We start from the raw sequence: 20,826 nt of genomic DNA on the forward strand, positions 1-20,826 counted from the left end.
TGCCCCATCGGAGCGGTGAGCGAAGCGAACTCGCATGAAAGATGGAAAATGGTGCGGGTGGTCGGAATCGAACCGACACTCTGTCACCAGAAACGGATTTTGAGTCCGTCGCGTCTACCAGTTCCGCCACACCCGCACACGATGCCGCCCCGAACCGCTGGAGGCTCGAAAGGCGGCGGCGCTCCTATACGACACGCCATCCCAAAGCGCCAGAAGATAATCTTTCCGTTGCGCTTTCCGGCAGCAGGGCCGGAGGCGCGGGCCGCCTGCCTCAATCCGCCGAAGGCGTGCGGTGGCGGCGGTTGACGCCGGCAGGGCGGCCGGACAGCGAAAGCTGCGTCTCCTGCTTGCGGCGCGTGGCCACCACCTTGCCCTTGGCGACGACGCACAGCCGCTCGGCCCGCAGCCGCAGCGCCTCCACCGGATTGCCGGCATCCAGAACCACGAGGCTCGCCGTCTTGCCGATTTCGAGGCCGTAATCGTCGAGGCCCATGATCTCGGCGTTGGTCTTGGTCACCATGTCGAAGCACTGGCGCATGTCGGCCGGACTGGTCATCTGCGCGACGTGCAGGCCCATGAAGGCCACGTCCAGCATATCGGCGGTGCCGAGCGGATACCACGGGTCGAGCACGCAGTCCTGGCCGAAGCCGACCTTGATGCCGGCCTTCAGCATCTCGGGCACGCGCGTCATGCCGCGGCGCTTCGGATAGGTGTCGTGGCGGCCCTGGATGACGATGTTGATGAGCGGGTTCGGGCAGGCCGAGACGCCGGCCTCGGCGATCAGCGGCAGGAGCTTGGAGACATAATAGTTGTCCATGGAATGCATGGAGCTGAGATGCGAGCCGTTCACCCTGCCCTGCAGGCCCAGCCGCTGCGTCTCATAGGCCAGTTGCTCGATATGGCGCGAGTTCGGGTCGTCCGTCTCGTCGCAATGTATGTCGACCATCAGGCCGCGCTCGGCCGCGATTTCGCACAGCTCCGTCACCGAGCGGCGGCCGTCGGCCATGGTGCGTTCGAAATGCGGGATGCCGCCGACGATCTCCACGCCTTTGTCCAGGGCGCGAATGGTATTCGCGCGGGCTGTAGGCGAGCGGTAGAAGCCGTCCTGCGGGAAGGCGACCAGTTGCAGGTCGATATAGGGCGCGACTTGCCTCTTCACCTCCAGCAGCGCCTCGACGGCCAGCAGCCGGTCGTCGCAGGTGTCGACATGGGTGCGGATGGCCAAAAGGCCCATCGACACCGCCCAGTCGCAATAATCCAGCGCCCGCCGCTTGACCGCCTCGTGCGTCAGCAGCGGCTTCAGTTCGCCCCACAGCGCGATGCCTTCGAGCAGCGTGCCCGAGGCATTGATGCGCGGGAGGCCGTAGGAAAGCGTGGCGTCCATGTGGAAATGCGGATCGACGAAAGGCTGCGACACCAGATTGCCGGTGGCGTCGACCACCTCGCCGGCCTCGGCGGCGAGCTTGGGCTCGACGGCCGCGATTTTTTCGCCGCGGATGCCGATATCCGCCACGTTCCCGTCGGGCAAAATGCCGCCGCGGACAATCAGGTCAAAGCTCATCTCTCGCCTTTCTGGTAGGGTATCATCAGCGCCTTGGGGTAGGTGGCGCGGCGCGCCACCAGGATCAGCGCCAGGATGGACAGCGCGTAGGGCATCATCAGGAACACCTGATAGGGCACGACGCCGCCGGAAATCTGCTGCAGACGCACCTGATAGGCGTCGAAGGCGGCGAACAGTATGGCGCCGAGCAGCGCCTTGCCCGGCCGCCACGAGCCGAACACCACCAGCGCGATGCAGATCCAGCCGCGGCCGTTGATCATCTCGAAGAAGAAGGAGTTGAAGGCCGACATGGTCAGGAACGCGCCGCCGACCGCCATCAGCGCGCTGCCCACCATGACGGCGCCGATGCGCACGCCGGCGACGCTGATGCCCTGCGCTTCCACCGCGGCCGGGTTCTCGCCCGCCGCGCGCACGGCAAGGCCGATCGGCGTGCGGTAGAGCACCCAGGCGACGATGGCGACCGTGGCGAAGGCCAGATAGGTCAGCGGCGTCTGCGTAAACAGCGCCTCGCCGACGATGGGAATGGCGGACAGGCCGGGAATAGGCTGAGGCTGGAACGGCACGATCTTGGGCGGCGTCGTCACTTCGGGCAGGGCCAGCCGGTAGGTGAAATAGGTGAGGCTGGTGGCGAGCAGCGTGATGCCGATGCCCACCACATGCTGCGACAGGCCGAGCGGCACGGTGAGCGTGCCGTGCAGCAGGCCGAAGCAGGCGCCGGCGATTGCGGCCACCGCGACGCCGGTCCACAGGTCGCCGCCCGAATAGACGGTGAACCAGCCGGCGAAGGCGCCGACCGTCATGATGCCTTCGATGCCGAGGTTGAGCACGCCGGCGCGCTCGCAGATCAGCTCGCCCATGGTGGCGAAGATCAGCGGCGAGGCGATGCGGATCGCCGCCACCCAGAACGAGGTCTGCAGCAGGATGTCGAGGGCGTCGGTCATCGAAAAAGGACTTTCATTCCGGCACCGCTCCCCTGTGATCCGCCGGCTACCCTCCCCTTGATGGGAAGTCTAATCCCCAAGGGTTCCCTGATGGACCCGAGCGGGGTTGTACCCTCACCCCTGCCCCCTCCCCACAAGGGGGAGGGGGACGATTTCGTCACCCTAGCTACCAAGAACGTCGATGATTGGGGCCGGGTATCCGTCCAGCAAAGTTCCCCTCCCCCTTGTGGGGAGGGGGCAGGGGTGGGGGTCTCGGATGTTTGCATTCTATTCACCGCCACCTCACCCGGTAGCGCGTCAGCAGGATGGCGGTGACCATGGTCAGAAGCGCGGTGGCCACCATGACCTGCGCGATGTAGCTCGGCACGCCGGCGGTGCGGCTCATGGCGTCGGCGCCGACGAAGATGCCGGCCACGAAGATGGCGGACGCGATCACGCCGAGCGGATTGAGCATGGCCAGCATCGCCACCACGATGCCGGTGTAGCCATAGCCCGGCGACAGGTCGAGCGTCAGGTTGCCCTTCAGCCCGGCCACCTCCGAGAAGCCGGCGAGTGCGGCCAGCCCGCCGGAGAGAAGCGCCGTCTTCATCAGCACCCTGTTGACCGGGATGCCGGCGAAGCGGGCCGCTTCCGGGTTGTGGCCGACGGCGCGCATCTCGTAGCCGAGCACCGTCTTCTTCATGACGACCCAGCAGGCGACGGCCGCGGCGAGCGCGATGACGAACCCGAAATGCAGGCGCTTGCCGTGGATGAGGCGCGGCAGTTGCGCGTCGGCGATCACCCGCTGCGACTGCGGCCAGCCGAGGCCCATCGGGTCCTTCAGCACGCCTTCCAGCAGCATGGACACGAACAGGATGACGATGAAGTTGAGCAGCAGCGTCGTCACCACCTCGTCCACACCGAAGCGGGTCTTGAGGATGGCAGGGCCGGCGAGCAGCAGCGCGCCGGCGGCCATGGCCGCGACCATGATGACGGGGATGAGCAGATAGGACGGCAGCGGCAGCGCGCCGGTGCCGAGCACGACGGTGACCACGCCGCCGATATAGAGCTGCGCCTCGGCGCCGATGTTCCAGAGTTTCGCGCGAAAGGCGACGGCGACCGCAAGGCCGGTGAAGATCAGCGGCGTGGCGCGCGTCAGCGTCTCGACTATGGCGAATTGCGAGCCGGCCGCACCCTTGGCCACGAGGTAGAAGACGGAAAAAGGCGAGGCGCCCGCGGCCAGCACCAGAAGTGCGGCGAAGGCAAACGTCACCGCGATCGCCGCGACCGGGAACAGCAGCGTAACGCCGAGCGAGGGCGCGGGCTTCGGCTCAAGCCGCATGGCATGTACCCTCGCGCTCGGCTTTTCCTCCCCCTTGAGGCAAGGTGACTGCATCTGAAGATACCCCCACCCCTAACCCCTCCCCACAAGGGGGAGGGGAATACGGAACCGCTGCGCTTTTCGGTCGGAAATACTTTGGAACAAGGCGAGGCCGACCGTGGCCGATATCCCCCTCCCCCTTGTGGGGAGGGGTTAGGGGTGGGGGTAGCGTTCCGCCAAAGTTCATTTTCGATCGCACGGCCCCTTGAGGGAGAGAGAACGTCACGCTGTCATTCGCCGCCGTCACGCCGCTTCCTCCGCCTGCCCCGCCATCAGTTCGCCAAGCTCGCCGATGCTGCGTTCGCCGCGCGCCGAGGGCGAGGACAGCCGCCCCTTCGACATCACCAGGATGCGGTCCGACAGGGCCAGGATTTCCTCCAGGTCTTCCGAGATCAGCAGGATCGCCGCGCCGCGGTCGCGCGCTTCGAGCAGGCGGCGGTGGACGAAGGCGACCGCGCCCACGTCAAGCCCGCGCGTCGGCTGGTTGGCCAGGATCACGGCGGGTTCGGCATCCAGCGCGCGGCCGAGGATGAGCTTTTGCATGTTGCCGCCGGAAAGCAGCCGGATACGGGCTTCCGGCGAGGGGCATTTGACGTCGTAGTCGCGGATGATCTCCTGCGCGAAGGCGCGCGCGGCCCTCCAGTCGAGGAAGCCGCGGCGGCTGAAGCGCGGCGTGCCGTAGCGCTCGGAGATGACGTTCTCGGTCACGCTCATGTCGCCGATGGTGCCCACCGCGTGGCGATCCTCGGGGATGCGGGCGATGCCGTGGGCAAGGGCCGCGCGCGGCGACCAGTCGCCCGTTTCGGCGCCGCCGATGGCGATCTGCCCCGCGGCGGGCTTCAGCGTGCCGGCGATCAGCGCCGCCAGCGTCGCCTGCCCGTTGCCGGAAACGCCGGCCAGCCCGGTGATCTCGCCCTGCCGCAGCGCCAGCGACACGCCGGCAAGGCGCGCGGCGGAGCCCTGGCCCCCGGCAGAGACGTCGCGCAATTCCAGCGCGACCGCGCCGGCCTTCGCCGCGCGCACGGTCGGGCTCGCCACTTCCTGGCCGACCATCAGCGCTGCCAGTTCGGCGCGGCTGCTGCCCTGCGTGGCCCGCTCGCCCACCAGCCGGCCGGCGCGCAGCACCAGCACCCGGTCGCTCACGGCCATCACCTCGTTGAGCTTGTGCGAGATGAAGATGATGGAGAGGCCCTGCGCCACGAGCAGCTTCAGCGTGCGGAACAGCGCCTCCGTCTCCGCCGGCGTCAGCACCGCCGTCGGCTCGTCGAGGATGAGGATGCGCGCGTCGCGGTAGAGCGCCTTCAGGATTTCCACGCGCTGGCGCTCGCCGACCGACAGCGACGAAACGGTCGCGTCCGGATGCACGGCGAGGCCGAAATCGGCCGAAAGCTGCCGAATGCGCCGGCGTGCGGCGGCGCGGTCGAGCCTCGGCCTCCACGCGCTCTGGGTGCCGAGCGCGATGTTCTCCAGCACGGTCATGTTCTCGGCCAGCGTGAAATGCTGGTGCACCATGCCCACCCCGGCATCCAGCGCCGCGCGCGGGTCGCCCGGAGGCAGCGGCTTTCCCGTCACCTCGACGCTGCCTTCGTCGGCGACATAGTGGCCGAACAGGATGCTCATCAAGGTGGTCTTGCCGGCGCCGTTCTCGCCCAGCAGGGCGACCACCTCGCCGCGCCGCAGGTCGAACGAGATCGCGTCATTGGCCACCAGCGGGCCGAAACGCTTGGTGATGCCGGAAAGGCGCAGCACCGGCTTCGTATCGGAGCGCTCCCCTCCCTCGCGAGGGGAAGGCGGCGGCGAAGCCGCCGGGTCGTGTTGGTGCGGCAGGGCTCGGCGTCCTCTTTTGCGATACCGGTGCGAGAAAGGCCGCGCGTTTCGGTTGCGACCTCTCTCGTCCAACCTCCCCCGAGGGGGAGGCAAGCCGCCGTCAGTTCGACTTGGGCTCTGAATCGTCGATCTCGACGGTGAAGGAGCCGTCCTTGATCGCCTTTTCCTTCTCGGCAACCTTGGCCATGACGTCCGCCGGCACCTTGCCGTCGAAAGTGCCGAGCGGCGCCAGCGAACAGCCGCCGTTCTTCATGTAGGAATAGACGCCGTAGTCCTCGGCCTTGAAGGTGCCGGCCTTGACCTCGGCCACCGCCTTGTCGAGCGTCGGCTGGAAGTCCCACAGCGCCGAAGCCACCACCGTCTCGGGATAGTCGGCCTGCGTGTCGATGACGTTGCCGACGGCCAGAACCTTGCGTTCCTTGGCGGCGTCGGAAACGCCGAAGCGCTCGGCGTAGAGCAGGTCGGCGCCGCCGTCGATCTGCGCGAAGGCGGTTTCCTTGGCCTTGGGCGGATCGAACCAGGAGCCGATGAAGGCCACCTGGAACTTGGCGTCCGGCGCGCTTTCCTTCACGCCCGCCATGAAGGCATGCATCAGCCGGTTGACCTCGGGAATGGGATAGCCGCCGACCATGCCGATGTTCTTCGACTTGGTCATGGCGCCGGCGATGATGCCGGTGAGGTAGGAGGCGTCCTGGATGTAGTTGTCGAAGGGCGAGAAGTTGGGCACGGCCTCGTCCGGCTTGAAGCTCGAGCCCATCAGGAAGGCGACGTCGGGATAGTCCCTGGCGACCGCGCGCGCGGCGTCCTCCACGCCGAACACCTCGCCGAGGATCAGCTTGTGGCCGGCCTCGCAATATTCGCGCATGACGCGCTCATAGTCGTTGTTGGAGGTGTTTTCCGAATAGACATACTCGATCTCGCCGCGCTCCTTGGCCGCATTGGCGGCCTTGTGGATGCGGCTCACCCACTGCTGCTCCACCGGCACGGTGTAGACGGCGGCCACCTTGAGCGGATCGGCCGCGAACAGGCGCGTCGGCAGGCCCGCGGCGGCGAGCGCGGCACCCGCCCCTGCGGCCTTCAGCACGGCGCGGCGGGAAAGGCTGCCGGTTTTCATGAACTTGCTGCTTGTCGACATGGTCACCCCTCAGGTTGGCGGGCCGGATCTGCTGTCCGATCCCGATTTTTATCATCCGGTCAAAGCTATTCGAATTTGCGCAGGCCGGCAATCGCGGCGCCGCGCCAATTCACCGGGTAGCCCCGGCATGCCGGGCGTGCAAGCCGGAAAAGGCAGCCGGCACGCTCCATCCCAAGAAGGATGCTTGTCACCAGGCGCTTTGCGCCTTGCCATGCCGCGGGGAGCCGGTCGGCATCGCCGAGCGGCGGCAGGCGGGCGGCCTTTACGCGCGGTAGCGCCCGACGAGTTCGATGGCGCGCTCGATCGCGTGCACGGCGGCCTTGTGGTCCTGCGAGAAGTTGAGGCGCACACTGTCGCCCGCATGCGGGCTGAATTCCGTGCCCGGCGTCACCGTCACGCCGGCCTGGTGGCGCAGGATGCGCACGAAATCGGCAGTCGAGACGGCCAGTTCCGGCAGGCGCGGGAACAGGTAGCTGCCGGCCTCCGGCATGCGCAGTTGCAGCCCCTCCACCCCGCGCATCCTGGAAACGAGGTCGTCGCGGATCGCCTGATGCAGCGCGATGCGCTCGTCCATCCAGCCCGCCGGCTCCGCGAACCAGGTGTCCAGCACGGCCTGGCAATAGCCGGCGGCCCGCAGCGACACGATCGCCTGCAGCTTTTCCATGCGCTCCACGATACGCGCCGAACCGAAGGCGACGCCCAGCCGGTAGCCGCTCAGGGATTCCGTCTTCGACGGCCCCATGATGGTGACGACCCGTTCGGGATCGATCCCGGTGGCGCGCAGATGGGTATAGTGCTGGCCTTCGTAGAGCAGGCGTGAATAGAGCTGGTCGACGATGACGGTCGCACCGTATCTCTCGGCCAGCGCCGAGATGGCGGCGATCTCTTCGCCCGAATAGACAACCCCGGCGGGATTGTTCGGGTTGGAGAAGACGAACACCTTCGCCCCGGCCGCGAAGGCCTGTTCCAGTCCTGCAAGGTCGAGGCCCGCCCTGCCGCGCGCGCCGAGATAATCGAGCCGGACGGGGACGATCTCGCCGTCGCAGAACTCGACCAGCTTGCGGTTGGCGAAATAGTCCGGCTGCACGATCGCCACCTTGTCGCCGGCCGCCACGGTCGAGGCCACGGCGAGGAACAGGGCGCCCTGCGAACCGTTGGTGAGAATCAGCCCCTGCTCGGCCGAAACCGGAGCGCCGGTGAAGCCGGCCAGCCTTGCCGCCAGCCGCTCGCGGATCTCGGCGCTGCCGCGGTACTCGGTATAGGCCTGGCTGCCACCGCGCTCGACGCCGGCGCCGAACGCCTCGAACGAGCGTGGCGCCGGCACAAAGGCATCCACGTCGCCGTGGGAAAAATCGACCGCCACCCCGTCAATCCGCTCGCCCCGAAGCAGCGTGGCGATATTGCCGGCCTTCTGCCGCGTTTCCTGGCCCGGCGCATGGTCCGTGGCGAGCTTGTCGAACTTGGCTTCGATGGAGGAACCCATTCTTCTGTCTCACAATTTGCGTGGGGCGCGGTGGGGCGCCGGCTTGCGCCTGGTTGCGACAAGCTTCGCCCGAAAGCGTTCGCCGGCACAAGCCATTGCGCAGATAATCGCGCCATCGGCAACCCGCTGCGCGGAAATCATCGGCCCGCACCTCTTCGGCGCAGCCCGTTTTTCGCCCTTGCCGCAGCTCGAAAAGGCGCTTTGACGGGGTCGAGGACCCGGTATTAAATTGCCGGCGGCAGGGTAGACGAACCTGCCTGGCCCTTTATAGTTGCACTGCACAAAAGCAGTCGGACGGGACACGGAGACAATGAGCAAGATCGAGACGATCGGCATCATCGGCGCGGGACAGATGGGGGGCGGCATCGCCCATGTCTCGGCCCTGGCGGGCTACAAGGTGCTGCTGCACGACACCTCCGCCGATCGTATCGAAAAGGGCATCGCGACCGTCAGCGGCAACATGGCCCGCCAGGTCGCTTCCGGCAAGCTGGACGACAACGACCGCAAGGCCGCGATGGGGCGCATTGCCCCCGCCGCCGCGATGGCCGACCTCGCCGGCGCCGATCTCGTCATCGAGGCCGCCACCGAGGACGAGACGGTCAAGCGCAAGATTTACGCCCAGCTCTGCCCGCAGCTCAATCCCGAGGCGGTGCTGGCCACCAACACCTCGTCCATCTCCATCACCCGGCTCGCCTCGCAGACCGACCGGCCGGAGCGCTTCATCGGCATTCATTTCATGAACCCGGTGCCGCTGATGAAGCTGGTGGAGCTGGTGCGGGGCATCGCAACCGAGGACTCGACCTTCGAGCTCGCCAAGGCCTATGTGGGCCGGCTCGACAAGACCATCACCGTCTCGGAGGATTTCCCGGCCTTCATCGTCAACCGCATCCTCCTGCCGATGATCAACGAGGCCATCTACACGCTCTACGAGGGCGTCGGCACGGTGGAGGCCATCGACACGGCCATGCGGCTCGGCGCCAACCACCCGATGGGCCCGCTCCAGCTTGCCGACTTCATCGGCCTGGACACCTGCCTGTCGATCATGCAGGTACTGCATGACGGCCTGTCGGACTCCAAGTACCGCCCCTGCCCGCTGCTGGTGAAATATGTCGAGGCCGGCTGGCTCGGCCGCAAGACCGGCCGCGGCTTCTACGACTATCGCGGCGAGCATCCGGTGCCGACGCGCTGAGGCTTTTTGGCCTTCGCCGGCCGGTCAGGAGCCGGAAGCCGCCGTCCGCACCGCAAGCCCCGCGGCCTGCACGACCTCCTGCTGCGCGGGTGAGGCGGTGAAGGCGCATCCCCGCCCGGCCGCCTTTGCGGCGTAGCAGGCAGCGTCCGCCCGGGCGATGATCTCGTCCGCCTCGCCGCAGCCGGGGCCGATCGCCGTGATGCCGATGCTGGCGCCGATCGTATGGGCCGCCCCGTTCCAGGCGAAATCCGCCGTGCGCACCGCCTCGATGATGGCGGCGGCAGCCGCTTCGGCATGCGCCGCTGCCCCGCTCTCCAGCACGACCGCGAACTCGTCGCCGCCCAGCCGCGCCACGATGTCGTCCGGCCCGAGCGCGCCGCGGATGGCAGACCCCACCCGCTTCAGCAGGGCGTCGCCGGCGGCATGGCCGCTGGTGTCGTTGACCAGCTTGAAACGGTCGAGATCGATGAACATGAACTGGCGCGGGGCGCTGCCTGCCTTCACCTGTGCGACGATCTCCTCCATGGCGCGCATGAAGCTGGAGCGGTTGGCCAGCCCGGTCAGGGCGTCATGGGCGGCGGCATGGGCAAGCTGGCGCTGCAGCGTGCGGGCATCGGTGAAGTCCTGGAACACGATCACCGAGCCGCCGAACACGCCCTGCTCGTTCACGATCGGCGAGACGATCTGGCGGATGCTGCAGCGCGTGCCGTCCTGCCGGAGCAGCACGGCACGGCTGTTCTGGTCGGGGCGGCCGGGATGACCGTCGGCCGGCCGCCCCGGGCCCAGGCTGCGGCCCGTCTCTTCGTCGATGGCGCGATAGACCTGATCGAGCGGCTGCCCCAGCGCGTCGCCCGAGGCGCTGCCGGTGAGCTTTTCGGCAACCGGGTTCATGAAGCTGATGCAGCCGGCCGCATCGGTGCAGATCACGGCGTCGCCGATGGAGTGCAGCGTCACCCGCAGCCGCTCCTTCTCGGCGGCCAGCATCGCCGCCGAAACGATCAGGCGCTGCTCGGCCTCCTTGCGCTGGGTGATGTCGGTGAGGCTGCCGATGGCGCGCAGCATGCGCCCGTCCGCGTCGCGCTCGACCACCTTCCCCCGGTCCAGGATCCAGATCCACTCCCCGTCCTTGCGGCGCATGCGGAACTCGGCCTCGAAATGCGAGGTCGTCCCCTCCAGATGGGCGTTATCCGCCTTTACGACGGCGGCCCGGTCGTCCGGATGGACCAGGGTCAGCCAGTGGTCGGGCTCGCCGTCCAGTTCCTGTTCCTCGTAACCGAGCATCTTCGCCCAGGTGGCGGAATAGCGGACGCAGCCCCGGCGCAGGTCGAGGTCCCACACGCCCTGTCCCGCGCTGGCCAGCGCGAAGTTCCAGCGCGTCTCGGCATCGGCGATGCGACGGCGCCCTTCGGTGATCTGGTGGACGAAGAGCCCGACCATGAAGGGCGTCGAAACCGTGATGGCGGCCGCGATCTGGAAGCCGCCGCGGAAGGCCCCGATGCCGTGGCCCAGCCCGGGAGCCAGCCCTGTCATCGCGCCTGCCATCAGCGCCGCCCCGGTGAAGGCGCAGGTCAGCGCCAGCTCGAACACGGCCATGCGCGGCGCCACGATCATCAGCGGCAGCATGGCGAGCACGAACGGGAACTGGCCCAGCACCAGCGACACGCAGGCGACCACGCCGCAGGCGACGCAGACCGCCGCCAGGCGCAACGCCGCACGCAGATGCGCCAGCGCGGCGAGGTTCCGCCTGGAGATGAACAGCAGCGGCGGCAGCAGGATGGCATATCCCAGCACATTGCCCGAAAGCACCGTCCAGCCCGTCCACAGAGGCGGCCAGCCGTCCAGAAGCGAGGCGATCGGCGCGAAGACGAGCGCCGCGGCCGCCGTGGCGACGCCGCCCGCCAGCACCAGGACCAGGACGAACTCGCGGGCGCTTGCAACCTTGAGCGGAATATCGCCCACGAAACGGCGCACAAGCAGGAGTGACAGCAGCACCTGCGCGGTATTGATAAGCGGCAGCAGAAGCGCCATCACCATGTTCAGGCTCAACAGCCCGTTGACGACGAACGAGCCCAAGAACAGGGCAGCGCAATCCACCATGCTCGGCAGGCGGTTGCGGCGGGCCATCAGCGCGAACGCAAAGGCATTGGCGAACCAGACCCCGGCAATGCCTTCGCCGAGCCTGGACAGCAGAATGGAAATCGCACCGGCGACGAAGAAGCCGGCCGCCAGCAACGCCGCGCCTGCGTATTCCGCCGACCTGGGGCCGGCCGTTACCCCCGCTTTCACCTTGCCTCCACTTTCAACGCGGCATCACACGTTCAGGTGGAAGCATGGTGGAACGGATTTAACGAATGGTTGCTCGCAAAGGTTGCCCCGGGGGCCGCGCTCGGCGATCCGGCCTCATGCTTAAGAATTCCTCTGCGCGCCGCGCGCTCTACCGGGCCAGCACGTCGGCCCATTCCGGGTGGCGGCGGAACTGCGCGGCGGCGAACGGGCAAAGGGGGATGATCTTCCTGCCCGATCGGCGCGCGTCCTCCACCGCACGCGTGACCAGAAGCAGGCCCGCGCCCTGGCCGCGAAAGGCCTCCGGCACGCCGGTATGGTCTATGATGAGCTGGTGCGCGCCGACCCTGGTGAAGGTCAATTCCGCCTCGGCGCCGCCTGCGCTGCGCAGCACGTAGCGGCCCTTGCCGCCATCTTCCTCCAGTTCGATCGGCGGCAGTTCGTCGGTCATCGCTCAGGCTCCCTGAAATTCCGAGGCGCCGAAAAACGTCCGGGCCGCCTCGATCTCGTTCGGGCGCACCTCATGGCCGCCCTCGTGCCACGCCGCCGTGACGTCCGCACCGCCGGCACGCAGATAGGCCAGCAGCCGGTCCGTCAGGACGGGCGGGCAGATCGGGTCGTGCCGCCCGGCGGTGACCAGCAGGCGCTTTGCGGCCAGGCTGCTCTTCACCTGCGGCTCGAAGGGGATCAGCGGGTGCATCAGCACCGCCGCGTCGAACAGGTCTGGCCGGGCAAAGACCACCGAGGCCAGGATGTTGGCGCCGTTGGAATAGCCGAGCCCCCACACGGCCGAGGGTTTCGCCGCCGCGACATGGGCTTCGATGAAACCGGCCATCCTGCCGGTTGCGCGCGCCAGGTCCGCCATGTCGTATACGCCTTCGGCCGCACGGCGGAAGAAGCGGGCAGCACCATGCTCGGAGACGTCGCCCCGCGGCGACACGATCGCCGCCGAAGGCGCAAGATCACGCCCGAGCCCGACGAGCTGGTGCTCGTCGCCGCCGGTGCCGTGGAAGAGGAACAGCAGCGGCCCACCCGGCCTGCCGGGCAGCGCCTCGTGTATGTAATCGTCCTTGCTCATGGCCGGTCCTCAATCCTCCAGCGGTTGCAGGTGCTGTTCGAGATAGGGCCGCAGATGCGCATGCTGCACCGGCAGCTTCAGCGCCTCGCCCAGATGCGCCGTGTCTTCGTCGCGGTCGAAGCCCGGCTCGTTGGTGGCCACTTCGAACAGCACGCCGCCGGGCGTGCGGAAGTAGATGGCCCAGAAATAGTCGCGGTCGATGACCGGGGTGACCTGGTAGCCGGTATCCATCAGCGCCTTGCGCACTTCGAGCTGCCGCGCCCGGTCTTCCACGGCGAAGGCGACATGATGCACGGAGCCGGCGCCGAGCCCGGCCAGGCGCGCGCCGGGCAGCGTCTCGATGTCGATGATGCCCGCGCCGTTGCCGTTGGCGACAGCGAGCCGGCGCAGATTGCCCTGCCGTTCGATCTCCTCGTAGCCCATGAACTTCAGCAGTTCCTCTGTGGCGCCGCCATCCTTCAGCCTGAGCGAGACGGAATGGAAGCCGCGGATCGCCTCGTCGGCCGGCACGCCGCCCTTCAGCCAGGGCGCGCGTTTGTCGGCCTTGTCCTCGACCAGCGCGAACCCGTCGCCGTCCGGCCCGGAAAAGGCCAGCCGCCGCTCGCCGAACCGGTCCTCGCGGGAGAGGCCGCTCACGCCCTGCTCGGCGAAGCGCCTTTCCCAATAGTCCAACGTGCCTTCCGGCACCGAGAACACGGTGGTGCCCACCTCGCCGATGCCCGGGCGGCCCTTGCCGATATGGGGAAACGGAAAATAGGTCATCACCGAGCCCGGGGTGCCGAACTCGTCCGCATAGTAGAGATGATAGACGTCCGGCGCATCGAAATTGACGGTCTTCTTGACCCGCCGAAGGCCGAGGCCATGCGTGAAGAAGGCGTTGTTCTGGCGCGCGTCCGCCGCCATCGAGGTGACGTGGTGCAATCCCTTGATCTGGTCGAGCATCGTCCTGCTCCCTTGTTCGTCCGGCTTCTTGCCGTGATCCGCGTCCAATATGCGAACGAAACGCGAGCCGGCAAAGACCCCGACCGGAGCATGGACTGTTCAGAAATAGTGAACGACCTTGCAAGTCCGTTCACGAGCTTGCTCCATCGGCACGCCGCCACGAAAAAAGCCCCGCGCCGTCACCGGAGCGGGGCTTTCCTTGCAAATGGCGGCGATCAGGGCTGCAGGACCATCCGCTGCTTGTCGCGGTTGGCGGCATAGCTGCCCTTGTCATAGGCGGCCTGCGCTTCGAGCTGCTCCTTGGTGAAGGCGGTGTAGAGATAGGTGTTGTCCTTCCCGTCGGTCATGAACTTCAGGTTGTCCATGCCGACGGCGATGGGCTTGGAGCCGATGCCGAGGAAGCCGCCGACGTCGATCACCACGGCGTCCACCTTGTTGTCTGCGCTCAGCACCACGTCGCCGATCTTGCCGACATTGGCGTCGTCGGCGCCGTAGACGGTGGTGCCGATGAGATTGTCGGCGCTGATCTTGTCGGCCGGCATCTCCGACAAGGCCGACTTGTCGATCGCCGCCGTCGAGGTCGCATCCGGCGCCAGGGCCTCGCCGCCGCTTGCCGCAGGGGTGTCCTCGGCCGTCTCGGTGGTGGGTGTCACCATGGCGGGCGTATCAGCCCCCGCCGCGGCTGCGGCAGGTGCGGGATCATAGGCCTTGCGGTCGAAGTCGGGCAGGTTCTGCAACTCTTCCTTGCTGGCCTGCGCCACCAGCCAGCGTTCGCCGCTGCGTTCCACCTGCTGGGCCTTGTCGATGTCGAAGGCGACGTTCTTCTGGCCGAGGCCGAGGAAGCCGCCGACACCGATCACCAGCGACTTCATCTTGCCTTGGCTCGACAGCACGATGTCGTTCACGCTGCCGATGTTCTGGGCATCGTCGCCGGTGCCGTTATAGACCTTCTCGCCGATGATGAGCGAGGCGAGCTGGCCCTGGTCCAGCTCCGCCGGCTTCGCGGGCTCGACCGGTGCCGGGGCCGGCGCGTTCTGGGCGGTGCCGTCGGCCGGCGCCATGGCCCCGCCGGGCTCCGCTGCCGGTTGCGCGGTCTGGGCAGGCGCCACCGGCCTGTAGGGCGCGTCGTCGAACGCCGGCTGTGCGGTCAGCTCGTCCTTGCTGGTCTGCGCCACCAGCCAGCGGTCGCCATTCTTCTCCGCCCATTGCAGCTTGTCGTAGTCGAAGGCGACGTTCTTGCTGCCGACGCCCAGGAACCCTCCGACGCCGATCACCACCGACTTGGCCTGCCCGTCCTTGTCGAAGACGACGTCGGTGACCTTGCCGATGCTCTCTGCATTGTCGCCGGTGCCGTTGTAGACGCTCTCGCCGATGATGTTGGTGGCGAGCTGGCCGTCGGCCTTCACCGCCGGCATGGTCGGCGCGACGGGAGCGGCCGGATTGGAATTGGGCGCCGCAGGCGCTGGCGCCGTGGCGTCCTGCGCGAGCGCGCCGGTGGCAAAGACCATAGCCAGCGCGGTCGTGGCCAAGAGCTTGCGGATCATGATAGGTTACTCCTCGTGCGTGATTTTTCATGCGCGCCGCGCCTGGCGAAACCGTCGCGGGGAAAGCCGGGCGCGGCATCCTACGTGTTCACAACGTCGTGACCGCCGTCTTGTTCCGAACCGGGCGGCGGATGCCGGATCGTGCTGCGCTTGCGGCCGGGAACCTTCCCTTCATTCGGTCATTGCTTCGCGGCAGGGACCGTGGCGGCGTGACAGCCTGCATATGTTCAACGGCTCGGGGGGACGGAAGCGATGCGGTTTGCGGCGGTGCTGAACGGGGATGGCGGCACGCTGCGTTCGCTCGACCTGGATGCCTTGTCCGCACGGATGCGGGAAACGCTTGGGCCGGCCGGCCACACGCTCGACATCGAGATCACCGGCGGCGACACGGTTGCCGAAGCGCTGGACCGCGCGGCCGCACGCGCCGACATCGACGTGGTCTTGGCGGGCGGCGGCGACGGCACGATCTCGGCGGCGGCGGCGCGGCTGATGGACACGGACAAGGCGCTGGCCGTTCTGCCGGCCGGCACGATGAATCTCTTCGCGCGCAGCCTGGGCGTTCCGCTGACGCTGGACGCCGCCATGCAGGCCTTCGCTTCCGGCAGGATCGAGAGGGTCAACATCGCCAGCGCCAACGGCGCGCCGTTCATCCATCAGTTCTCGATCGGCATGCATGCCAGGATGGTGCAATTGCGCGAGAAGATGGAATTCGGCTCGCGGCTCGGCAAGCTGCGCGCCTCGGCCCGCTCAGCCTGGATGACACTGAAGAACCCTCGAGCGATGGAGGTGACGCTGACCCTTGGCGAGGCGGAGCTGAGCACGCTCGCCACAGGTGTCGGCATCACCAACAATCTGTTCGGCGAGGGCCACCTGCCCTATGCCGACGATCCCGCCGGCGGCACGCTCGGCATCTATGTGACGGTGGCGCGGCAGCGATCCGAACTGCTCCGCTTCGCCTTCGACCTCGCGCGCGGCAAGTGGCGCGACAGCCCGCATGTCGAGGTCCACGAAGCGGCCCGCGCAACGCTGAAGATCGGCGGCAGGCGCAGATGGCCCGCCGTCGCCGACGGCGAGCTGGTGCGGCTGGAGCAGCACACCGCCTTCGAGATCCGTCCCGCGGCACTGAAAGTGCTGGTGCCGGAGGCCGGGGAAGAGGCGGGGTAAGCCCGGGCCGATCCGCCCTGGCCGGTCAGCCGCCCGGCGTTTGCTCGGTAGCGGGGCTCTTGATCATCTCACCGTAGAATTCCGCCGCGCCCCATGCGGCGAAGGCGAGCGCCAGCGCGGCGATGAGGATGACGAGGAGATGGCGGCCCGAGCGCCCCTGGCGGGCCTTGTCCTGCGGAATGATCTTGGTCATTGGGGAACCTCCGTTGCTTGGCGCGCACGGCGCGGTTCGCGAAGCTGTTTGGGAAACAATGCCCCGCCGCAAAGGTTCCGCGAGGGTCTGCAGGAGGTGCGGCGGCGAGCCCTACCGGCCGCCGCCCCTGTCCTGATCGTCGTCCCTGCGCCCGCCCGGGCGGGCGTTCTCGCGGTAGATGGCATAGGCGGCGAGCGCCGCCGCAGGGCCGAGCAGCAAGCCGAGGCCGCCCTTGCCCCGCGCCAGGACCGGAAGCAGGGCAAGCGCCGTCGAGACGCCGATCGCCGTCATGTCGGCCTTGAGTCGTTTCTCGCGGCGGCGCTTGCGGGTGCCCGCACCCAGCCTGAAGGCCAGTACCAGCAGGCCCGCCAGCACCAGAAAACCGATGCCGAAGCCCAGCGCCGTCTCCACGAAGCCGTGACGGCGCGCGGCATAGATATAGGCGGCGCCGACCAGGAAGCCGACACCGCACAGGGCGGCCAGCGCCGCCAGCGAATAGAGGATCGCAGCCAGCCGCGCGCGCTTCAGCGCCGCGGCCGTCTCGCCCGAGGCGAGGCCTGCGAGCAGGGATGCCAGCATTCCCATGAGCGGCTAGCGGCGCGAGAGCAGCGCGAAGAGGTAGCCCACCCCGGCGGCGATCGCCAGCGAGGTGACCGGCTTCTCGCGAACGCTGGCGATGACCTGTTCCTCCAAATCCCTGGCGTTGCTTCGCAGGCTTTCCATGGCCGCTTCGCCCTGCACGCGCAATTGCTCGACGCCTTCCGCGGCGGCGCGCCTGGCGGTGCCGTAGCCCTGCTGGCCGGTGGCGGCCAGTTGCTTCGTCAGCTTCTCGATATCCGCCTTCAGCTGCCTGATGTCAGCTTCCAGGTCGGAAACCTCCGGCGAGTTCTTCAAGGACTTGCCTTCGTTCGCGGCCATTCTCAACTCCTTGTGTTTCTTCGGCCTTCCAAACGCCCTGCGGCAACTTAGGTTCCCCGGGGCATGCGCCAGGCGGGCCATCGGCAGCAGCCTTTCACAAAAGCGGCCGCCGATCTTCGCCGATGCCTTCCCAGCCGGCCAGTTCCTGGAGCTTGGCGGCGTCGACAACCTCGCAGCCGCCCTCCTGCCACACGATAAGACCCCGCGCCGTGAGCTTGCGCAAGGTCTTGTTGGTGTGCACCAGCGACAGGCCCAGAGTGTCGGCCACATGCTGCTGGGTGATGGGGATGCGCACCTGGCGGCGCGTGTCGAGGCCCACACCCTTGGCGCGTGCGGCGATGAAGGCGATGAGATAGGCCGCCCGCTCCAGCGCGGAACGGCGCCCGACGCTCAGCAGGTTCTCGTCCAGCATCCGCTCCTCCCGCGCGGCGAGCCAGGTGATGTCGTAGGCAAGGCCCGGATGCTTGCGGTAGAGCTCGGGCAGTTGCTCGCGCTCGAACACGCATAGCAGCATGGCCGACAGCGCCTCCACCGAGTGCTGCATCTCGCCCATGACGCTGCCCTGCAGGCCGATCAGATCGCCCGGCATGACATAGTTGAGGATCTGGCGGCGCCCGTCCGACAGCAGCTTGTAGCGGAAGCTCCATCCCGACAGCACCGTGTAGAGATGCGCGCTGTGGCTGCCTTCCACCAGCACGGCGGTTCCCTTTTCCACCGCCAGTTCGCCTTTCTTGAAATTGTTGACGAAGGCGAGTTCCGTCTTCGCCAGTTCCCGGAACGCGGGCAGGGCCCGCAACGGGCACTGCTGGCAGGGAAAACGCCGGCCGGAAAAGGAATGTATGTTCTTGCTCGGCATGGCGCCCCCCTCGTTAACCAATTGAATTGCAACGCGCCGCGGCGGGATCGGGTTCCTGCCGGCTGACGTTGCGGCATGTCATTTTTAAATGACAGGCGGGCCGATAACGATCATCAATGCACCTTCGGAAACGAATGTGCGGGTGCCTGTCTTGCTGCTGGACGATTTGCGGATATTGCTGCTCGAAGACGAGCCCCTCATCGCCATCGATGTGGAGCAGCTATGCACGGATCATGGCGCCCGCAGCGTCACCATCGTCCAGCATCTGGCGCAGGTCGACGCAGGCGAGGTGCGCAGCCTGTTCGACGCGGCCATCATCGACCTCATGCTCGGCGGCCAATCCACGCTCGGCTTCGCGCAGCGCCTCCTCGAGCAGGATCTGCCCTTCATCATCGCTTCCGGCCGTTCCGCGCAGGAGATGGAAGCGCTCCTGCCCGGCATCGCCATAGTCGAGAAGCCCTATTCCGGCATGGATCTGGTGGAGGCGCTGGCCGCGGCCTGCGCCCGGCCGCCCCGGGTCAGGCAGCCGACGAGCCCATGACCTGGGTCGAAATGGCGTCGGGGCCGAATTCGTCCTCGCCGGAAATCTGGAGGATCTCCTGCAGCCGGGCACGGGCGCGGCTGACCCGGCTCTTGATGGTGCCGACCGCGCAGCCGCAGATTTCGGCCGCCTCCTCGTAGGAGAAGCCGGACGCGCCGATCAGGATGATGGCCTCGCGCTGGTCCTGCGGCAGCCTTTCCAGCGCGGCGCGGAAGTCCTTGAGGTCGAGCTGGCCATGCTGGGCCGGATGCACGGCCAGCCTGGCGGTCATGATGCCGTCGCTGTCCTGCACCTCGCGGCCGCGCTTGCGCATCTGCGAATAGAACTCGTTGCGCAGGATGGTGAACAGCCACGCCTTGAGATTGGTGCCGAGCTGGAAGCTCTGCTGCTTGTCCCAAGCCTTGACCAGCGTTTCCTGGACGAGGTCGTCGGCCCTGTCGGCGTTCTGCGTCAACGACACGGCAAATGCCCTCAGGCTCGGGATCGTGCCGAGCAGGTCGGTCTTGAAGCCCTGCGATGCAGCCATGCCTCAGCCTTTCCCGCCTGGGGGCGCGGCCTTTTCCAGTTGCGCCAGCAACTGCGCGAAACGGTCCGGCACCTCGTCAGAAACCAGTTCGTCGTAATATTGCTTGAGCTTTCTGCCTATTTCCGAATTCGTCCCGAGCGGGTCGCCGGAAATATCCCGTTGCCGGACGGTGCCGGCCGATGCAGTTCTTGTCGCTTCCTTCACATCGCCCTCTATCCAGTGCCCCGACACTTGCGCACGGCAAGCGGCCCCTCCTCTGGTCGCCCGAACTGGCCCACAACGCGGCTGTGCCATATTGGTTCCGCCGTTCCGGAACTTTTCCGCACAACCTGCGTTGCAAGTTCCGGGCCGGCTGTTCCAGCGGGCCATATTCCGTTACACGTCATCTGAGGGAGACGTTCAACATGAATCTTTCCGCCACCATCGCGCCGCATCTGCCTTTCCTCCGGCGGTTCTCGCGCGCCGTCTCCGGCTCGCAGGAAAGCGGCGACGCCATGGTCGCGGCGATGCTGGAAGCAATCATCGCCGACGCCGGTATCTTCCCCGAGGCATCCAGCGACCGCGTCGCCATCTACAAGGTCTTCGCCCGGCTGTTCACCTCCGTCGCCATCCGCGTGCCCCAGGAAGAGCCGCAGGCGGTATGGGAGCAGCGCGCCGCCGCCAATCTGAACGCGCTGGCGCCGCTGCCGCGCCAGGCCTTCCTGCTGGTGGCCGTGGAGGGATTCGGCGAGCGCGATGCCGCCGAGGTGCTGGACGTGGACGAGGAGACCTTCTCCGATCTGCTGGCCGAGGCCAGCGACGAGATTTCGCGCCAGGTGGCCACGGACGTGCTCATCATCGAGGACGAGCCGCTGATCGCCATGGACATAGAGGAGATGGTGGAAAGCCTGGGCCACCGCGTGGTCGGCACGGCGCGCACCCATGCCGAGGCGGTCGCCCTGTTCGGCAAGACCCACCCGAAGATGGTGCTCGCCGACATCCAGCTCGCCGACGGCAGCTCCGGCATCGAGGCGGTCAACGAGATCCTGTCCTCCACCGCCGTGCCGGTTATCTTCATCACCGCCTTTCCCGAGCGCCTGCTCACCGGCGAGCGGCCGGAGCCGGCCTTCCTGGTCACCAAGCCGTTCAACCCGGACATGGTCAAGGCGTTGATCAGCCAGGCGCTCTTCTTCGACCGCCAGGCCAAGGCCGCGGCCTGACGCGGCATCCCGTGGCCGGCACACTTTCCATGACCGTCTGGAACAAACCGCGGCCACGCGGCGTTCTGCTGTACCATCTGAAGGAG

General features: G+C 67.4%; 21 protein-coding genes and 1 tRNA gene. 4 read left to right on the top strand and 18 right to left on the bottom strand.

All coding sequences use genetic code 11. The features are described 5' to 3' along the window. Positions 1-49: 49 nt before the first annotated feature. The 7 genes from ACTDI4_RS21280 to ACTDI4_RS21310 all read right to left on the bottom strand — a co-directional run bounded on the left by ACTDI4_RS21280 (position 50) and on the right by ACTDI4_RS21310 (position 8,307). Positions 50-136, bottom strand: a tRNA-Leu gene (locus ACTDI4_RS21280). Between the two features lie 135 nt (positions 137-271). After that, on the bottom strand, positions 272-1,561 hold the full coding sequence (locus ACTDI4_RS21285) for an amidohydrolase family protein (RefSeq protein ID WP_442843035.1): 1,290 nt from the start codon (positions 1,559-1,561) through the stop codon (positions 272-274). Beyond that, positions 1,558-2,502 (bottom strand): ABC transporter permease, encoded by a 945-nt coding sequence (locus ACTDI4_RS21290; RefSeq protein ID WP_442843036.1) that lies wholly within the window; start codon positions 2,500-2,502, stop codon positions 1,558-1,560. The genes ACTDI4_RS21285 and ACTDI4_RS21290 overlap by 4 nt, the downstream gene beginning before the upstream one ends. A gap of 271 nt (positions 2,503-2,773) precedes the next feature. After that, positions 2,774-3,823 carry an ABC transporter permease gene (locus tag ACTDI4_RS21295; RefSeq protein ID WP_442843037.1) on the bottom strand — a complete coding sequence of 350 codons (1,050 nt, stop codon included), beginning with the start codon at positions 3,821-3,823 and terminating at the stop codon, positions 2,774-2,776. 282 nt (positions 3,824-4,105) lie between these two features. Beyond that, entirely contained in the window at positions 4,106-5,611 is a 1,506-nt protein-coding gene (locus ACTDI4_RS21300; RefSeq protein WP_442843038.1) for an ABC transporter ATP-binding protein, read from the bottom strand. A 178-nt stretch (positions 5,612-5,789) separates the two neighbouring features. Continuing rightward, entirely contained in the window at positions 5,790-6,824 is a 1,035-nt protein-coding gene (locus ACTDI4_RS21305; protein ID WP_442843039.1) for a BMP family protein, read from the bottom strand. 262 nt (positions 6,825-7,086) lie between these two features. Then, positions 7,087-8,307: a pyridoxal phosphate-dependent aminotransferase gene (locus tag ACTDI4_RS21310; RefSeq protein WP_442843040.1), complete on the bottom strand. Its 1,221-nt coding sequence runs from the start codon at positions 8,305-8,307 to the stop codon at positions 7,087-7,089. A gap of 310 nt (positions 8,308-8,617) precedes the next feature. On the opposite strand from ACTDI4_RS21310, the gene ACTDI4_RS21315 reads away from it, so the two are divergent. Further along, on the top strand, positions 8,618-9,496 hold the full coding sequence (locus ACTDI4_RS21315; protein ID WP_442843041.1) for a 3-hydroxybutyryl-CoA dehydrogenase: 879 nt from the start codon (positions 8,618-8,620) through the stop codon (positions 9,494-9,496). A 24-nt stretch (positions 9,497-9,520) separates the two neighbouring features. Here the strand turns inward: ACTDI4_RS21315 and ACTDI4_RS21320 are convergent, their stop codons facing one another. The 5 genes from ACTDI4_RS21320 to ACTDI4_RS21340 form a co-directional block, all read right to left on the bottom strand. After that, on the bottom strand, positions 9,521-11,782 hold the full coding sequence (locus tag ACTDI4_RS21320) for a diguanylate cyclase domain-containing protein (protein WP_442843042.1): 2,262 nt from the start codon (positions 11,780-11,782) through the stop codon (positions 9,521-9,523). Positions 11,783-11,930: 148 nt separating this feature from the next. Continuing rightward, complete coding sequence (locus tag ACTDI4_RS21325) at positions 11,931-12,230, bottom strand: GNAT family N-acetyltransferase (protein ID WP_442843043.1); 300 nt, start codon at positions 12,228-12,230, stop codon at positions 11,931-11,933. A gap of 3 nt (positions 12,231-12,233) precedes the next feature. Then, positions 12,234-12,857, bottom strand: a complete 624-nt coding sequence (locus tag ACTDI4_RS21330; RefSeq protein WP_442843044.1) for an alpha/beta hydrolase — start codon at positions 12,855-12,857, stop codon at positions 12,234-12,236. Positions 12,858-12,866: 9 nt separating this feature from the next. Then, complete coding sequence (locus ACTDI4_RS21335; protein WP_442843045.1) at positions 12,867-13,799, bottom strand: VOC family protein; 933 nt, start codon at positions 13,797-13,799, stop codon at positions 12,867-12,869. Between the two features lie 215 nt (positions 13,800-14,014). Continuing rightward, positions 14,015-15,343, bottom strand: coding sequence for a PRC-barrel domain-containing protein (locus ACTDI4_RS21340; RefSeq protein ID WP_442843046.1), 1,329 nt, complete (start codon positions 15,341-15,343; stop codon positions 14,015-14,017). A gap of 252 nt (positions 15,344-15,595) precedes the next feature. On the opposite strand from ACTDI4_RS21340, the gene ACTDI4_RS21345 reads away from it, so the two are divergent. Continuing rightward, complete coding sequence (locus ACTDI4_RS21345) at positions 15,596-16,507, top strand: diacylglycerol/lipid kinase family protein (RefSeq protein ID WP_442843047.1); 912 nt, start codon at positions 15,596-15,598, stop codon at positions 16,505-16,507. Between the two features lie 25 nt (positions 16,508-16,532). Here ACTDI4_RS21345 and ACTDI4_RS21350 read toward each other — a convergent pair whose 3' ends face one another. The 4 genes from ACTDI4_RS21350 to ACTDI4_RS21365 form a co-directional block, all read right to left on the bottom strand. Beyond that, positions 16,533-16,700, bottom strand: a complete 168-nt coding sequence (locus tag ACTDI4_RS21350; RefSeq protein ID WP_442843048.1) for a hypothetical protein — start codon at positions 16,698-16,700, stop codon at positions 16,533-16,535. A gap of 111 nt (positions 16,701-16,811) precedes the next feature. After that, a complete protein-coding gene (locus ACTDI4_RS21355) occupies positions 16,812-17,285 on the bottom strand; it encodes a hypothetical protein (protein ID WP_442843049.1) in 474 nt (157 codons plus the stop codon). 6 nt (positions 17,286-17,291) lie between these two features. Beyond that, positions 17,292-17,618 carry a DUF883 family protein gene (locus ACTDI4_RS21360; RefSeq protein ID WP_442843050.1) on the bottom strand — a complete coding sequence of 109 codons (327 nt, stop codon included), beginning with the start codon at positions 17,616-17,618 and terminating at the stop codon, positions 17,292-17,294. A gap of 94 nt (positions 17,619-17,712) precedes the next feature. Beyond that, positions 17,713-18,474 (bottom strand): Crp/Fnr family transcriptional regulator, encoded by a 762-nt coding sequence (locus ACTDI4_RS21365; RefSeq protein WP_442843051.1) that lies wholly within the window; start codon positions 18,472-18,474, stop codon positions 17,713-17,715. A 136-nt stretch (positions 18,475-18,610) separates the two neighbouring features. On the opposite strand from ACTDI4_RS21365, the gene ACTDI4_RS21370 reads away from it, so the two are divergent. Next, positions 18,611-19,015: a response regulator gene (locus ACTDI4_RS21370; protein ID WP_442843052.1), complete on the top strand. Its 405-nt coding sequence runs from the start codon at positions 18,611-18,613 to the stop codon at positions 19,013-19,015. Here ACTDI4_RS21370 and ACTDI4_RS21375 read toward each other — a convergent pair. Both ACTDI4_RS21375 and ACTDI4_RS21380 read right to left on the bottom strand, forming a co-directional pair. Then, positions 18,993-19,541 (bottom strand): sigma-70 family RNA polymerase sigma factor, encoded by a 549-nt coding sequence (locus ACTDI4_RS21375; protein WP_442843053.1) that lies wholly within the window; start codon positions 19,539-19,541, stop codon positions 18,993-18,995. The two genes, ACTDI4_RS21370 and ACTDI4_RS21375, sit on opposite strands and share 23 nt — an antisense overlap. Positions 19,542-19,544: 3 nt before the next feature. Continuing rightward, positions 19,545-19,745, bottom strand: a complete 201-nt coding sequence (locus ACTDI4_RS21380; RefSeq protein WP_442843427.1) for a NepR family anti-sigma factor — start codon at positions 19,743-19,745, stop codon at positions 19,545-19,547. 200 nt (positions 19,746-19,945) lie between these two features. Between ACTDI4_RS21380 and ACTDI4_RS21385 the strand changes: the two genes are divergently transcribed. After that, positions 19,946-20,740: a response regulator gene (locus tag ACTDI4_RS21385; protein ID WP_442843054.1), complete on the top strand. Its 795-nt coding sequence runs from the start codon at positions 19,946-19,948 to the stop codon at positions 20,738-20,740. Positions 20,741-20,826 lie beyond the last annotated feature (86 nt).

Source organism: Mesorhizobium sp. PUT5, assembly GCF_052216645.1.
In the GTDB taxonomy this organism is placed as follows: Bacteria; Pseudomonadota; Alphaproteobacteria; order Rhizobiales; family Rhizobiaceae; genus Mesorhizobium.